The organism is Rubritalea sp. (assembly GCF_051252225.1).
Classification (GTDB): domain Bacteria; phylum Verrucomicrobiota; class Verrucomicrobiia; order Verrucomicrobiales; family Akkermansiaceae; genus Rubritalea.
Map to the genome: position 1 here is coordinate 21,609 of NZ_JBPOGE010000017.1, position 13,595 is coordinate 35,203.

A 13,595-nucleotide genomic window follows, 5' to 3' on the forward strand; every position below is an offset into this window, starting at 1 on the left:
TCTATATAACGGATGCGAAAGTGCGAATTTTACGCAATATTGTAATTTTGTTACGTTTTTTTTGTGAGAGCAATTTGTTGGATCTTTTTCTTTTAGGATTGCGAGGTAAGAGATCTTTGTCTTAGTTATCCAACTGCACCTAGCGCAGCATTTTTTATGACGACACCAGATATTTCTTTCCCTGAAGCTAATGAATTAACTAAGCATCTTTTTGAGGTGCTAAAGAGACATCCCAAGAGGATCGTGTTCACTGAAGGGCAGGATGAGCGAGTGATTCGTGTGGCTGCAAAATTGGTGGAAATGGAGATCGTGGCTCCGATTTTGCTAGGTGACAGAAACCGTATTCGCGCAATGGCAGCAAGTATGGGGGTGTCACTAAAATTCGTGAATGTGCTAGATCCTAGGACAGCAAGTGATTTGGACTTGTTCTGTCGCAGATTAGAAAAGGTGGAGCGCTATAGAGGTCGTGAGGTGGCTGATGCGCGAGAAATGATGGCTCGTCCACATAACTTTGCGGCGATGATGATTCAGTATAGTCAAGCCGATGGTATGGTGTCAGGGAATCAGGCGAATCCAGCAACTATCTATCGCTCGTTGATGAATTTTGTGAAGCCTAACCCAGATGTGTCTAAACTGTACTCTGTGGTGGCGATGGTGGCTCCGCATTTGAAACATTTCGGAAGTGAAGGGATGTTATTCCTTACTGATTGTGGAGTGAACCCGGAACCTAGTGTGGACGAATTAGCCAGTTTTGCAGTGGAAACTGGAAAATTAGCCGAGCATTTTATGGGGCACCCTCCGCGCATAGCGATGCTGAGTCATTCTACTCATGGTTCCATGCCTACAGCTTCCGCGAAAAAGGTGGCAGCCGCAGCAGCCTTAGCTCGCGAGTTGGCTAAAAAACAGCGCCTCGAATATGAAATCGATGGTGAAGTGCAAGCAGATGTGGCACTCGACCTAGCCGCAGCTGAAGTGAAACTACGTGATACTCGTGCTGAAAAAAGTGCTGATGTTCTCGTATTTCCTAATCTCGATGCTGCAAATATTTCTTTCAAACTACTTGAACACGTGGCTGGAGCTCAAGTTTATGGGCACCTGCTCTGTGGACTTACCCGGCCGGCTGCTCAGGTTCCAAAGACGGTGACTGTAGAAAGTCTCCTTGGGACTGCAGCTTTAGTAGGTGTAGAAGCGATCAAGTACCGTCATCTTCACCCGGATTAGATAATCTATAGAATTATGGTTCTGACTTTGCTAAGAGTTTTACTAGCATTGGTTTTCCTCCTGTTTGGTGGGGCTAAGCTTTTTGATGTGCAGAACTTTGTGCAAAATGTGGCAAACTTTCAGATCGCCCCGTTTGATGCGGTTCCTTATGATATGTGGTTGGCCTATTTCCTGCCGCCTCTAGAGGTGATCGTCGGTATCTGTTTACTCGCCAAGTTTTGGTTGAGAGGGGCTCTTCTTATTAGTCTCGGAATGACTCTCGCATTTATGGTGGGGATTGGGTCAGTTTGGGCGAGAGGACTGAATATTGATTGTGGGTGTACTGGAGGTAGTGTTTCGCTCGGCGGATACGGAACCCATATGTTCATTTTGGCGACAATGCTCGGAGTGGGAGTTTACTTGGTAATCGACACAATCTTTCCGAGTGAGAAAACGATTAGTTAACTGAGCCATAAATTCATTCTAAACGCTTGATCGTTTGTTTTCAGAAACTAGGGTGCGTGCTCTACCTCTTAGAACTATGGAAATTTGGAAGGCTGTTATTGTTGGAATCGTACAGGGATTGGCGGAGTTTTTGCCAATCTCGTCAAGTGGTCACATTGTGTTGGCTCAGTATCTTTTAGGAATTCGTGAGGTAGGCGCAAGTCATCAGCCTGATTTAGCCTTCGAAATTATTTTACACTTAGGAACTTTGGTTAGTGTCTTATTGTTTTTTCGTAAATCCCTGTGGATGCTTGTTCAGTCACTTTATACCAAAGACATGGTAGCGGAACGAAAGAAAATACTTTTCCTTGCTCTAGCTACTGTTCCTGCAGTGATTGCTGCGCTCTTGTTTAAAGACTTTTTTGATGCGGCTCCAGGTAACCCAATATTAGTGTCGGGCTTACTTATTGTGACGGGCTTGGTCTTATTCGTACCACGTTTCGTCAAAAGCGGATCAAAAGAAGTTGGTGTGAAAGGTGCGGTAGCAATGGGCGTTGGGCAAGCGTTTGCCATTCTTCCGGGTATTTCTAGATCTGGGTCCACCATTGCTGCGGGCTTGGTCAGTGGGGTGAAGGCAGAAAAGGCCGCGGAGTTTTCGTTTCTTATGTCGATTCCAGCTATTGCTGGAGGGTTTGTTTTGACCATGAAAGACAAAATCGAGCATACGGGCTCAGTCTCTGAAGCATTTGCAGCATGTTTTAATACTCCATATCTAGCGGGTGCCCTGGCGGCGGCTATTGTGGGTTTATTGGCAATTTATCTGGTAATGGGAGCAGTGAAAAAGGGACGCTTAGAATACTTTTCCTACTATTGCTTTGTGGCTGGTATTACTGGAATGGTTTACTTTTCGATGAACTAAGAATATAAATTTTAGAATGAGAGTGCTTGGACTTATAGGTATCGCGATGTTGGCTATGATGAACCTTAGTCTCCTAGGAGGAAGTGTTAGGGTAGAGCTGGCTGATGGTTTTGATTTTCCAGTAGGGAAGCCGAATGCTGAGGGGTACTATAAAGCACGTGGGCTACGTCTGAGATCTCCACGCCATTTTGGCGAGGATTGGAACGGTAAAGGTGGAGGAGATTCTGATTTACATGATCCTATATATGCCATTGCTAATGGAGTAGTCACTTTTGCATACGATGTCCACCAGGGCTGGGGCAGGGTGATTATTATTCGCCATGCTTACCGCGACCCAAAAACAGGTAAAGTGAATTACTGTGATTCGCTGTATGGTCACAATCGCACGATGATGGTCAAAGTAGGACAAAAAGTGAAACGCGGACAACAAATTGCTACGATGGGAAACAACCGTGGAATGTACAGCGCACACCTTCATTTTGAAATACGCCACAACATTAAAATAGGTATGCAGCGAGAGTCTTGCGATGCGAATTTTGAAAACTGGGCAGACCCTTCCGCATTTATAAAAAAATACCGGAAACTTAAGAGTGAAATGTTAGGTCATGCTGTGCCGACTGATACGTACAAAGAGTACCGAGGGTATAAGGGCCTTTAAGGAGTTAAAGGGAATTGAGGACTGTCAAAATTTCTTTATGGGGAGAGCTTCCTATCCATGAGCAATTTAGGCTGTGGAATCTTATCTCGACTTAGTTTGTTTCAAGTTTGATAGATAAATTTCCTTCTAAACGTTAGATTTTTCACGGGGTTTTATATCTTTTAACTTACTGTGTCTAACTGGCTGTGGAGCTGTGTTTGACGATGTGTGTAGAATTCTATCATCTGTGGTAGAGCGGGTTAAGTTTATTTTGGGTGGGGTACTTACTTGTTGTTGTTTTGCGATAAGTAGCTGAGCTGTGGTTTATATGTTCTTGGATTCAAATTGGAAGTGCACCGTGTGCATTATCCTGTGAACTCTACTAATTGGGCTGACCCTACTGCATTTATTAAAAAGTACCGTCGACTCAAAGCTGAGTCTATGGCACAAGCAGTCTCAACTCGCACATACTGATCTTGGCGAGGCAAAAGAGGTCTTTAAGTATGGCGAAAAAAAAGTCGATTAAGAACACGTTGGTTCTATTAGTTATTCTCGGAGTTTACTTCATTTTTAAATATGACGACTCCGAATCCAGTTTATCACAGTCTGAGCTAACCACACCTGAGATAGTAGATGATAGATACTCTGTGTTAGAGGGCTGCACCTTAATTTCAAATCGTCGAAACGATGGAGATAGTTTTTTCGTAAAGCACCCGAAGGGTGAGACTGAGTTCCGTCTCTATTTCGTGGATACTCCAGAGAGCGCGTATAAGGAGTATTGGAATGGTGAAAACAATGGTAAGCGGCTTGATGACCAAGCTGAGTACTTTGGTATTGATCGGGAAAGTGCGATTACTGCAGGGGTTGAAGCAAAGGACTTGATGCATCATCTTTTAGAAAACGAGACGTTCACGGTCGTGACCAAGTGGGAAAATGTATACAGCCCAGAGAGAAAATATGCCTTTGTGATCACCGAACTCACTGGGAAGAAGGCATACTTTCACGAGGTGTTGGTGCAACATGGTTTAGCGAGAATTCATACTAAGCCAGCCGATTTGCCGAGTGGGGTAAGTTCTCATACTCAACTAAAGAAGTTAAGATCGATGGAGAGTCAAGCGAAGGAGCTGAGGCTTGGTGCATGGTCTCAGTGATATCGCATTGACCAAAGTACGATTCGCGCTTTAAGTCGGCGCATGCTCGCTAAGCGGATTATACCTTGTTTGGATGTGACGAATGGTCGCGTGGTTAAGGGAACAAATTTTGTCGACCTTCGTGATGCTGGTGACCCAGTGGAGTGTGCGATAGCGTACAACGCACAAGAAGCTGATGAACTCGTTTTTCTTGATATTACGGCATCGTCAGATGGCCGTGACACAATGGTGGATGTGGTACGTCGCACCGCAGAGCATTGTTTTATTCCTCTCACAGTGGGTGGTGGAATTCGCAAGGTCGAAGATATGCGTGAAATGCTTTTGGCTGGTGCAGATAAAGTCGGCGTGAATACTGCCGCCATCATTAATCCTCAGCTTATCGATGAAGGCGCAACTGCCTTTGGTAGTCAGTGCATTGTTTGTGCGATTGATGCGAAAAAAGAAGGTCCAGGAAAGTGGGGTATTTATACTCACGGTGGTCGCAAGCCTATGGGGATTGATGCAGTGGAATGGGCTAAAGAAGTTTATAACCGTGGCGCTGGTGAAATCCTTCTCACTAGTATGGATGCAGACGGTACAAAGGATGGATACGATATTGAGCTTACCTCTGCTGTGAGTGAAGCAGTGGGGATTCCAGTGATTGCTAGTGGTGGAGCAGGTAGCCTCCAACACATGGTTGATGTGTTAGAAGAGGGAAAGGCTGACGCCGTTCTTGCGGCAAGTATTTTCCACTTCGGTCAGCACACGGTTGGCGAAGCAAAGGATTACTTCGCGGAGCGCAACATTCCTGTGCGCCCTAAGTCACTTTATCATTAGTCGATTATATGGAAGAGCCCCACTACTAAGGTAGTGAGACTCTCTTGGTTTGAAATTCTCCCCCCGAAGAATTCCAAAAATCTGTATAAATTTAATGTGAGTGTTTATGCTTGTTGGTTAATGCAGTCTTCTCTTTTTATGGAGACAGGTGTGCAGCCTAATGTAAGTGTTAGAGGTTTTGGGTCACAAGCATGATGTGAGCAAAGAGGGACGACTTGATCAGATTCATATTGAGGGTTATGTAAATGAGAGGCTTTTGAAGCTTGGTTGTTACAACCTAAAACTGAGCAATAATGGGGCCAAACTTGGTTACCATATTTGATCCAATGCTTCTTCCAATTTATACTAGCAGAGGAACAAGAGGTGCCACCAACGTTATTAACCCACCGAGTGGTAATTATAATAGACATAGGGGTATCTTGAGGAATTTTTTAAACGACAATAGTTACACTACCATAAATTTAAAGTTATGGTCAATTAGTTTCCTTTGAACAAACTTGCTATAAATTTTATATAGAAGATGCGTAGCTAGGTTGTGCTATGAAATAGGGAGAACTATAACAATAGCATCTAACAATGACGATAGACCTATCTACACCAGCTCTGCTCTTCCCTGCAGTGAGCTTACTCTTTCTGAGCTACACGAATCGCTTTTTGGCGCTTTCGTCATTGATACGTAAATTACACACAGACTGGATCAATACGCCGGAGCATTGTGATTCGGCTTTGTTGGCTCAAATCACGAACCTAAGGCATCGTCTAAAGCTGATTCGCTGGATGCAGGTAAGTGGCGCGTTGAGCCTATTCCTCTGCGTAATATCAATGGGCTCCATGCTTTTTGATTTAGTGATACTAGGAACCATTTTTTTCACGATTGCCCTTCTATTAATGGCGGTGTCGCTCTGTGCCTTGGTCCGCGAGGCTAGTGTGTCGGGTGGGGCTCTGAATATCTTGCTAGATGAGACTGGTAAGCCTTCTTCTCTACACAAGTGAGATGATACCAATGTGCTAGAACTCGCAGTGTCCGGGAGTGCGGGCGAAAGGGATCACATCACGGATGTTTTTCATACCAGTGATGAACATAAGCATACGCTCGAATCCTAGTCCGAAACCAGCATGTGGGCAGCTGCCGTATTTACGTAGGTCGAGGTACCACCAGTAATCCTCTTTATTGAGGCCGTGCTCTTCCATATTTGCCTCTAACACATCGAGACGCTCTTCGCGTTGCGCTCCTCCGATAATTTCACCGATGCCTGGAACTAGGAGGTCCATAGCGGTAACAGTTTTTCCATCGTCATTGGTACGCATGTAAAATGGCTTCACTGACTTTGGATAGTTATAGACAGTCGTTGGGCATTTAAAGTGTTCTTCAGTGAGGTAGCGCTCGTGCTCAGACTGGAGGTTCACTCCCCACTCGACAGGGTACTCAAATTGTTGGCCAGAAGCTTGGAGGATTTCTACCGCTTCGGTATAGGAAACTCGCTGGAAAGGTCGCTCTGCGACGAACTCGAGACGCTGGCGGAGTTCTTTGTCGACAAACTTGCAGAAGATATCTAGATCGCCTTCGTTGTTCTCTAGAGCATCTTGAACTAGGTATTTCACGAATTCTTCAGCAAGATCCATGTCACCTTCAAGATCACAGAATGCCATTTCAGGTTCGATCATCCAGAACTCAGAAGCGTGGCGAGTGGTATGAGAGTTCTCTGCACGAAAAGTTGGGCCGAAGGTGTAAATGTTAGAGAGTGCTGTAGCGAAAGCTTCACCCTCGAGCTGACCGGAAACAGTTAGGTAGGTGTTTTTCCCAAAGAAGTCCTCTTCTGGTTTAGAGCTGTTTTCTTGGGTGGTGACACGGAACATTTCGCCAGCTCCTTCACAATCTGAAGAGGTAATGATGGGTGTGTGGACGAGGGTGAAGTCACGCTCATCAAAGAATCTGTGAACTGCGTTAGATAAACGTGAACGCATACGAAAGACTGCGCCGTAGAGGTTTGCTCGTGGCCGGAGGTGAGAAATGGAACGGAGGAACTCTGGTGTGTGACCCTTTTTCTGTAGGGGGAAGTCTGAGGGAGCTTCACCGATGAGTTCTAGTGCTGTGGCTTGGATTTCCCAATTCTGTCCTTTTCCCTGAGATTCGATGAGTTTACCGGTGATTCCAATGGCTGCACCAGTGCTCATTTTTTGGATGTCAGCATATCCAATGATGTCGGCATCGGCAATGCACTGGAGGTTCGCGAGACAGGATCCATCATTAAGCTCGATGAAGGAAAATTCTTTAGAATCTCTCCGCGTGCGGACCCAGCCTTTGACGGTGATAGAGTCCTGTGGGTGGGCGCTGTGAAGTGCGTGCTTAATGAGTGTGCGCATAGTGGAATAACTAGCAGCTACTAGTGTGAAATCAAGCATGCTGTCATATCTTGTTAGGTAGAATGTTGTCTATTTGAGTTAATCCCCAATTTCTAAAAATTCCATTTGGCAACAGAGCTTTTAGCGTGTGCTTGATTGGCGGCTTTCACCATTTCGCTGAGTATCTCTGGGTGGTTTTTTGCGAGATCCTTCTTTTCGGATTGGTCGTCTTTAAGATTATAGAGTTCCCATTGTCCTTTGTTGCTTTTGGCTTCATATTTAACGATTTTCCAATCGCCTTGGCGGAGAGCGATTCTGCCGCCTCGTTCGTGGAATTCCCAGTAGAGTGACTTATGTTTCTTTTGTTCGCCTTCCCCTAGAAGTGTGGGGAGAAATGAAATTCCTTGAATGTCTTGAGGAGCGTCTATTTCTACAATTTCTGAGAGAGTAGGGAGCACATCCCAGAATGCGCAAATATGGTCTGAAGTAGTGTTCGCTGTGATTTTAGCCGGCCACTTGACTATGAAAGGGACGCGGATGCCTCCTTCGTACATGTCTCGCTTTGTGCCACGATAGACTCCATTTGAGTCGAACATATCAGTGTGGTAGCCACCTTCGACAGAGGGACCGTTGTCAGAGGTGAAGCTAATGATTGTGTTTTCGCTGAGACCAAGTTCATCAAGTTTAGAAACAAGTTCACCAATTTTCTGATCCATACGCTGGATCATGCCTGCGTAACTTGCTTGGATATTAGGTGAGCCAGAGTAGCCATTTCCTTTCGAAGGAACTTTTTTTCCGTTTGGAAATTTTTCTAACAGTGGATTGAGAGTGTCTTCAGGAACAATGATGTCGGCATGTGGGACACTGAAGGAGAGCAAGAGGAAGAAGGGGTTTTCTTTTTCACGTTCGATAAATTCGATCGCTTTTTCGGTGTAAATGTCGGTGCTGTAATGGGTTCCACCTTTTTGACCTTTGTTTCCTTCGAGTTTGATCTTCTCTTGGTTTTCATAGACAAAAAATGGATACTGGCGATGAGCGTCTTTGTGAGAGAGGACTCCGTAAAAATAGTCAAACCCAGCTGTGAAAGGAGCCTCTGTGTTTTGCGTGTTGCCGTTGACGCAGGATTTTCCAACCATACCATTACGGTAGCCAGCTTTCTTGAGCGCATGAGCGATCGTGTAATCTTTTGCAGTGAGTTCGTATTCTCCATTGCCACGAATAGTTGCGTGGCCTTGGTCTTCACCGGTCATCAGAGAGCAACGGGAAGGAGCGCACACCGTGCTTCCTGAATAGTGTGTGGTGAAGCGGATTCCATCAGCGGCCAGTTTGTCTATGTTTGGTGTATTGATACGTTTTTGTCCGTAGCAAGATATGTCGGCGTAGCCGAGGTCGTCGGCAATGATGTAAATAATATTGGGTTGCTCTGCTGCTAGTGCTGGCAAGCAAAGGCTGAGAGTGAGGATTATATATTTTGAAATCATGAAACTATGAAATTGTACGTCGTGTAGAAGCTGATTGTTGCACACAAAAAAGAGGCGCCTGTGTGAAGGCGCCTCTTAAATACATTTATTTCTATCTGAGTAGTTTAGTTCAGAGTGCGGATGTGCGCCATTATGTCTTCGATGACGTTGTCAGGAAGCATGTCGAATAAGCCGGATGGCATGAAGGAGCGCGAGCCAGCGAACTCTTCTTTGCGGACATATTTACGTGGGATGAACACGGTGCCGCCTCCTTGGAAACCAACGGTGACGCCAGAAGTGTCAGATTTCATCTTCATGCCTTCGTGGATGGTGCCGTCTTTCTCTGTGACTCGGAAGAGGACGTAGGCGCCTTCAGCTGCTTCATCTGGGAGAAAGAGAGCTGTGAGCAGAGCTTCTGGTTCACGCTGGGCTGAACCATCGAGTGCTGGACCGATGCCAGCACCTTCGGTGCCGACTACGTGGCAGCTGAGGCACATGCCAGTGAAGATCGCTTTGCCAGCAGCGGGGTTGCCACCTTGTGCTTCAGCTTTCTGAATGAGACCAGGAATACGCGCCTTGGCTTTTTCGCTAGCGGCGAGCTGTTTTGCTTCTGCTGCCTCAAAAATACGAGTCGCCACTGGATGTGGGATCTGTCTTCTCTTTCTCACTTGTTTAAGAGCGTCGACCATTCTGTCCGCTGTGGAAAAATCGATGTCATCGTTACTAAGAACTCCCGTCTTGACGAGCTCTGAGAGCAGAAGAAGACCTTGCTCAGACTTTCCTAGGGTGTTGATGATATCGAGTTTTCGCCCTGGGTTTTCTTTAAGTAGCGCAGTTACGGCTGCCGCATTTTTGGCGCGAACTGGGGCCTTGGCTGAGCGGCTGAGGGAGTAGATCGCTTGTTTGGTGAAATCGAAGGAGAGCTTCTTGTCTGCAAGGACAGACTCGAAGAGTGGGATGTAAGCGTCGCGGTTAATGTCGAGCGCCTTGAGGGCTGCGAGTTTGACAGCAGTGTCAGAGCTTTGCTGGAATAGTTCGGCAGCTTTTGGCGTGGAGGCCGTGGCTCTTAAAGTTGCAATGGCATCGAGGGCTTTGATCTGCTGTTTTGGCTCTGAGGAATTGAGCAAATTATCGATCGATAGGCTGATCAGTGCGTTGAAACTCTCTGATTGGACTTGCTGCAAGTTAGCAAGTGACAGGTCGACGAACTTTTCAGCGTTAGCTGGGTCGGCGAACATCGGCTTGATCGTCGCTGCGATATTTTTCTTATTCGCAAAGCTAGCAAGGACGACGAAGGTGGAGTCGTCGATCGGGTTAGCTTTGATATTTTCCCAAATCGCAAGGAATGCTTCTTGGCCGCCATCTGGTAGAGCTTGCGTCGCCCAGAGGAGGTTGGTTGGTGAAATAGAAGCTCCTTCTGGAGTCGCAAGGAATGCCTCGAGTTCTACAGGATATTGTTCGAGTGCTTTGCGAGCGAGGAATCGCTCAAACTTGCGTTCGTACGCACCACCTAGTTCGAAGCCTGGAAGGTCTTCTTTACAGGCATTAACGAGGATTTTGATGGTTGCTTGGTTAGCTGCATTGATGTCACTGAGGGTACGCAGAGTTTGCGAACGGATCATGGCGTTGTCACTTACTTCGAAGCCATTGAGCAGCTCTGCTGTTTTCGCAGCACCGAGATTGTGATTCGCGAGTGAGCGGATGGTTTCACGCACGAGTTCGTCTTGGTCTGACTGGAGGAGTGAGGTGACGAGCGCTTCATCGAAGTGCTGAATGTCTTCCAGCGACCAAACGGCGAGGATGCGTGTGGTGAGGTCTGCTGAAGTGTCAGAAGCGAGTTGAACAAGCGCTGGAGCAAGTGATTGAGTTTGCTCGATTGGGCGGTCAGCAATCTGATGCCACGCTGCACGTTTCTCCCAGAGAATCGGGGATTTTAGGTGATCGACGAGTTTGTCTGTGGCAGTAGTGATGAGGTTAGGGATCTGCTGCGGTTTCTGGGATTCGTGGCGAATTCTCCAAATGCGGCCGTGTGACTTATCGCGGTCCGGGTGGGTGGTTGGCAGTTCGTTATGTGAGACGATTTTGTTGTACCAATCGACCACGTAGAGGCAACCATCTGGGCCAAATTTGAGATGCACAGGACGGAACCAGTCGTCTTCGGATTTGAGCAGTGGTTCAAGTAGCTCAGCATCGATCGAACCATCAGCCTGGCGCTTGATGCGAACACAGACGAGCTCGGAGGTGATAGGGTCAGCCATGATGGCGACGTCTTTCCATTTCGCAGGGAAGCCAGAGGTTCCGTCTTCCGAGAACGCGAGGCCTGAGATGCCAGTGCCGCCGACGCGGAAATCGTGGAGTGCCGGCATCCATGGCTGGTATGGACGGAGACTTTCATTGCCTATGCCCTTGTAGCCAGTTTGCTCTTCCATAGGAACAACCGACCAGCCGAGGTCATTGGCTTCTGTACCAAACCATTGGCCATTGGCCTGAATGGTGTAGCCCCAGATGTTTTGGAGGCCGGAGTTGATGAGTTCGATCTTTTTACCGTCGAGGGATACTTTCGCATTTTTTGAGAAATCCATGCGGATGCTATCGCCTGAGTTGACTGCTGTGATCTTGCCTTTATTGAGGGCGCCTTGACTGAAATGAAGCCATCCGCCAGGGCCGCGCTCGAGACAGTGTGCCATGGTGTGGGTGTCGGTGAAGCCGAAGCCTGTAACGACTGGGGTACGCTTGTCAGATTTTCCATCGTTATCGGTGTCCTGTAGGTAGAAAAATTCTGAACCTTGAGCGACGAAGACGCCATTGCGGTAAGGCATGACGGATTGCGGGATAGCGAGGCCATCAGCAAAGGTGTCTACTGATGCTTTTTTACCAGAGTAAAGATCTGAGAGGACGAGGATCTCGTCAGTGCCTTTTACTTTACCTTCATACAAGTCTTTGATGCGCTTGAAATCTGCTTGTTTATCCTGAGCCTTGGGGTCATCCAGGAGTTTCATGAGCTGAGTCCACTTGATGTTCTTGGTGGGATCCATCGGGTACATGCGGGCTGTCTGAGTCCACATGCGGCCGGCATCATCGAAGGAAATGTGGATCGGATTGATCACGCCATCTTTTTCAGATGCCACGAGTTCGATGACGAAGCCTTTTTGGAGTTCAAAGCCAGCGAGCTCTTGCTCTGGTGAATAGGCTTCGGTGCGGCCGGATTGCATTTTCTTCGCTTCTAGACTGAGCTGCAGAACTAAAGAAAGACCGAGTATGGGTGTGAAAAATTTCATGGGTGAGTGTGATGAATGAAGAAGCTTCTCTGATGTTACGTGAGAAATAAAGGATTCTTAGCAGCGGGTAATGAACAAGAGCATATGTGAAATACACATTTTGAGCGAGGCTCTAATTCGCTGCCTTGATTAGCTCTAGGAGCTTACTGGCGGCGGCTTCGGCGAAGACTGTGCTGTTGATCTCTTCGTCGTAGTCGATGACTTCGACTGTGGCATTGGCATGAATGGCATCGAATAATGCCTTATCCGCTGCTGGATCATAGAAGGGTTGGCCTTTCGCTGAAATGATGCTCACTGTTTTTAGAGGGTTTAAGATAGCTGTTGGTGCGCTGTTGGCATTGGCTTTTTCAGCGATAATTTTACCTAGCTGCGCGCATTCCTCTGCATTGGTGCGCAGGAGAGTGACCTGTGGGTTATGGATATAAATAGTACGGCCTTCGAATTTTGCTGGCAGTGTTTCGCGCTCGCCGTAGTTCGCCATATCGAGGCAACCTGGTGCGATAACGGCAGGAATCTTAGCCTTAGTCATCGCGTCCATGCGCGTGGGGCCAGCAGAAAGTGTGGCACCGAGGAGTTCGTCAGCCCACTCAGTGGTCGTGAGATCGAGCACGCCAGCGACCATGCCGCTTTCGATGAGGCTTTCCATGGTCTTTCCGCCCATTCCTGTGGCGTGGAAAATGAGAACCTCATAACCCGCGTTTTCGAGGACTTTAGCAGCGTGGTTGATGCAGTCAGTGGTATTACCGAACATGCTAGCAACGATGAGTGGCTTGGATTCTTCTTCGTCTTGCTGACTTGAGTCAACCATGCCGCAGATCGCTCCTGCTGCTTGTCTGAAAATGGTTTTAGAAATACGGTTGAGCCCTGCGACGTCGACGATAGATGGTATCATCACAATGTCCTTAGTGCCTACATAGTGAGCAGTATTGCCGCTCGCGAGAGTGGAGACCATCACCTTTGGAAAGCCAATAGGAAGCTCGCGCATGACTGAGGTGCCAAGCGCTGTACCTCCGCCACCGCCGAGTGATATGATGCCGTCGATCTTTCCATCAGCCACGAGTTGAGAGATGAAAACGGGTGCAGCCTTCGACATAGCTACGACGCATTCGCCACGGTCTTGGCGGTCGATGAGAGCCTGAAGGTCTGTGCTGTTAGCTGCAGCAACTTGAAAGCGGGTAAAGTCTGGTGTGACTTGTGGATCTGAACCCGTACCGAGGTCAATGAGGATTGGCGTGTGGCCTTTTGCTTTGATTTGCTCAGCTACGAATGCGTGTTCGTGGCCTTTAGAATCGAGTGTTCCAACTACTGCGATATTCATAGAGTAAGGTTGTTAGGTTTATTTAGATG

11 protein-coding genes are annotated in these 13,595 nt (G+C 47.3%); 7 read left to right on the top strand and 4 right to left on the bottom strand.

All coding sequences use genetic code 11. The features are described 5' to 3' along the window. Window positions 1–156 precede the first annotated feature (156 nt). The 7 genes from ACSHX2_RS12905 to ACSHX2_RS12935 all read left to right on the top strand — a co-directional run bounded on the left by ACSHX2_RS12905 (window position 157) and on the right by ACSHX2_RS12935 (window position 6,160). Window positions 157–1,221 (top strand): phosphate acyltransferase, encoded by a 1,065-nt coding sequence (locus ACSHX2_RS12905; RefSeq protein ID WP_435693361.1) that lies wholly within the window; start codon window positions 157–159, stop codon window positions 1,219–1,221. A gap of 15 nt (window positions 1,222–1,236) precedes the next feature. After that, the gene (locus tag ACSHX2_RS12910; protein WP_435693362.1) at window positions 1,237–1,665 is read left to right on the top strand and encodes a MauE/DoxX family redox-associated membrane protein; all 429 of its coding nucleotides are present in this window, start codon (window positions 1,237–1,239) and stop codon (window positions 1,663–1,665) included. A gap of 76 nt (window positions 1,666–1,741) precedes the next feature. Next, complete coding sequence (locus ACSHX2_RS12915) at window positions 1,742–2,563, top strand: undecaprenyl-diphosphate phosphatase (RefSeq protein WP_435693363.1); 822 nt, start codon at window positions 1,742–1,744, stop codon at window positions 2,561–2,563. Between the two features lie 55 nt (window positions 2,564–2,618). Beyond that, complete coding sequence (locus ACSHX2_RS12920; RefSeq protein WP_435693364.1) at window positions 2,619–3,221, top strand: murein hydrolase activator EnvC family protein; 603 nt, start codon at window positions 2,619–2,621, stop codon at window positions 3,219–3,221. Window positions 3,222–3,703: 482 nt separating this feature from the next. Beyond that, the gene (locus ACSHX2_RS12925) at window positions 3,704–4,351 is read left to right on the top strand and encodes a thermonuclease family protein (protein ID WP_435693365.1); all 648 of its coding nucleotides are present in this window, start codon (window positions 3,704–3,706) and stop codon (window positions 4,349–4,351) included. Window positions 4,352–4,393: 42 nt separating this feature from the next. Next, a complete protein-coding gene (gene hisF / locus ACSHX2_RS12930; RefSeq protein ID WP_435693366.1) occupies window positions 4,394–5,167 on the top strand; it encodes an imidazole glycerol phosphate synthase subunit HisF in 774 nt (257 codons plus the stop codon). Window positions 5,168–5,743: 576 nt separating this feature from the next. Further along, window positions 5,744–6,160: a DUF2721 domain-containing protein gene (locus tag ACSHX2_RS12935; RefSeq protein ID WP_435693367.1), complete on the top strand. Its 417-nt coding sequence runs from the start codon at window positions 5,744–5,746 to the stop codon at window positions 6,158–6,160. Between the two features lie 15 nt (window positions 6,161–6,175). Here the strand turns inward: ACSHX2_RS12935 and asnS are convergent, their stop codons facing one another. The 4 genes from asnS to ACSHX2_RS12955 all read right to left on the bottom strand — a co-directional run bounded on the left by asnS (window position 6,176) and on the right by ACSHX2_RS12955 (window position 13,566). Continuing rightward, window positions 6,176–7,531, bottom strand: coding sequence for an asparagine--tRNA ligase (gene asnS, locus ACSHX2_RS12940; RefSeq protein ID WP_435693368.1), 1,356 nt, complete (start codon window positions 7,529–7,531; stop codon window positions 6,176–6,178). Window positions 7,532–7,623: 92 nt separating this feature from the next. Continuing rightward, window positions 7,624–8,991: an arylsulfatase gene (locus ACSHX2_RS12945; RefSeq protein WP_435693369.1), complete on the bottom strand. Its 1,368-nt coding sequence runs from the start codon at window positions 8,989–8,991 to the stop codon at window positions 7,624–7,626. A 104-nt stretch (window positions 8,992–9,095) separates the two neighbouring features. Further along, entirely contained in the window at window positions 9,096–12,248 is a 3,153-nt protein-coding gene (locus ACSHX2_RS12950) for a PVC-type heme-binding CxxCH protein (RefSeq protein WP_435693370.1), read from the bottom strand. Between the two features lie 112 nt (window positions 12,249–12,360). Further along, a complete protein-coding gene (locus tag ACSHX2_RS12955) occupies window positions 12,361–13,566 on the bottom strand; it encodes a Tm-1-like ATP-binding domain-containing protein (protein WP_435693371.1) in 1,206 nt (401 codons plus the stop codon). Between the last annotated feature and the right edge of the window lie 29 nt (window positions 13,567–13,595).

Excerpts from the sequence above, each read along its gene's own strand:
- ACSHX2_RS12905 (WP_435693361.1), top strand. The coding sequence starts at position 157 with ATGACGACACCAGATATTTCTTTCCCTGAAGCTAATGAATTAACTAAG.
- ACSHX2_RS12910 (WP_435693362.1), top strand. The coding sequence starts at position 1,237 with ATGGTTCTGACTTTGCTAAGAGTTTTACTAGCATTGGTTTTCCTCCTG.
- ACSHX2_RS12915 (WP_435693363.1), top strand. The coding sequence starts at position 1,742 with ATGGAAATTTGGAAGGCTGTTATTGTTGGAATCGTACAGGGATTGGCG.
- ACSHX2_RS12920 (WP_435693364.1), top strand. The coding sequence starts at position 2,619 with ATGATGAACCTTAGTCTCCTAGGAGGAAGTGTTAGGGTAGAGCTGGCT.
- ACSHX2_RS12925 (WP_435693365.1), top strand. The coding sequence starts at position 3,704 with ATGGCGAAAAAAAAGTCGATTAAGAACACGTTGGTTCTATTAGTTATT.
- hisF (WP_435693366.1), top strand. The coding sequence starts at position 4,394 with ATGCTCGCTAAGCGGATTATACCTTGTTTGGATGTGACGAATGGTCGC.
- ACSHX2_RS12935 (WP_435693367.1), top strand. The coding sequence starts at position 5,744 with ATGACGATAGACCTATCTACACCAGCTCTGCTCTTCCCTGCAGTGAGC.
- asnS (WP_435693368.1), bottom strand. The coding sequence starts at position 7,531 with ATGCGCACACTCATTAAGCACGCACTTCACAGCGCCCACCCACAGGAC.
- ACSHX2_RS12945 (WP_435693369.1), bottom strand. The coding sequence starts at position 8,991 with ATGATTTCAAAATATATAATCCTCACTCTCAGCCTTTGCTTGCCAGCA.
- ACSHX2_RS12950 (WP_435693370.1), bottom strand. The coding sequence starts at position 12,248 with ATGAAATTTTTCACACCCATACTCGGTCTTTCTTTAGTTCTGCAGCTC.
- ACSHX2_RS12955 (WP_435693371.1), bottom strand. The coding sequence starts at position 13,566 with ATGAATATCGCAGTAGTTGGAACACTCGATTCTAAAGGCCACGAACAC.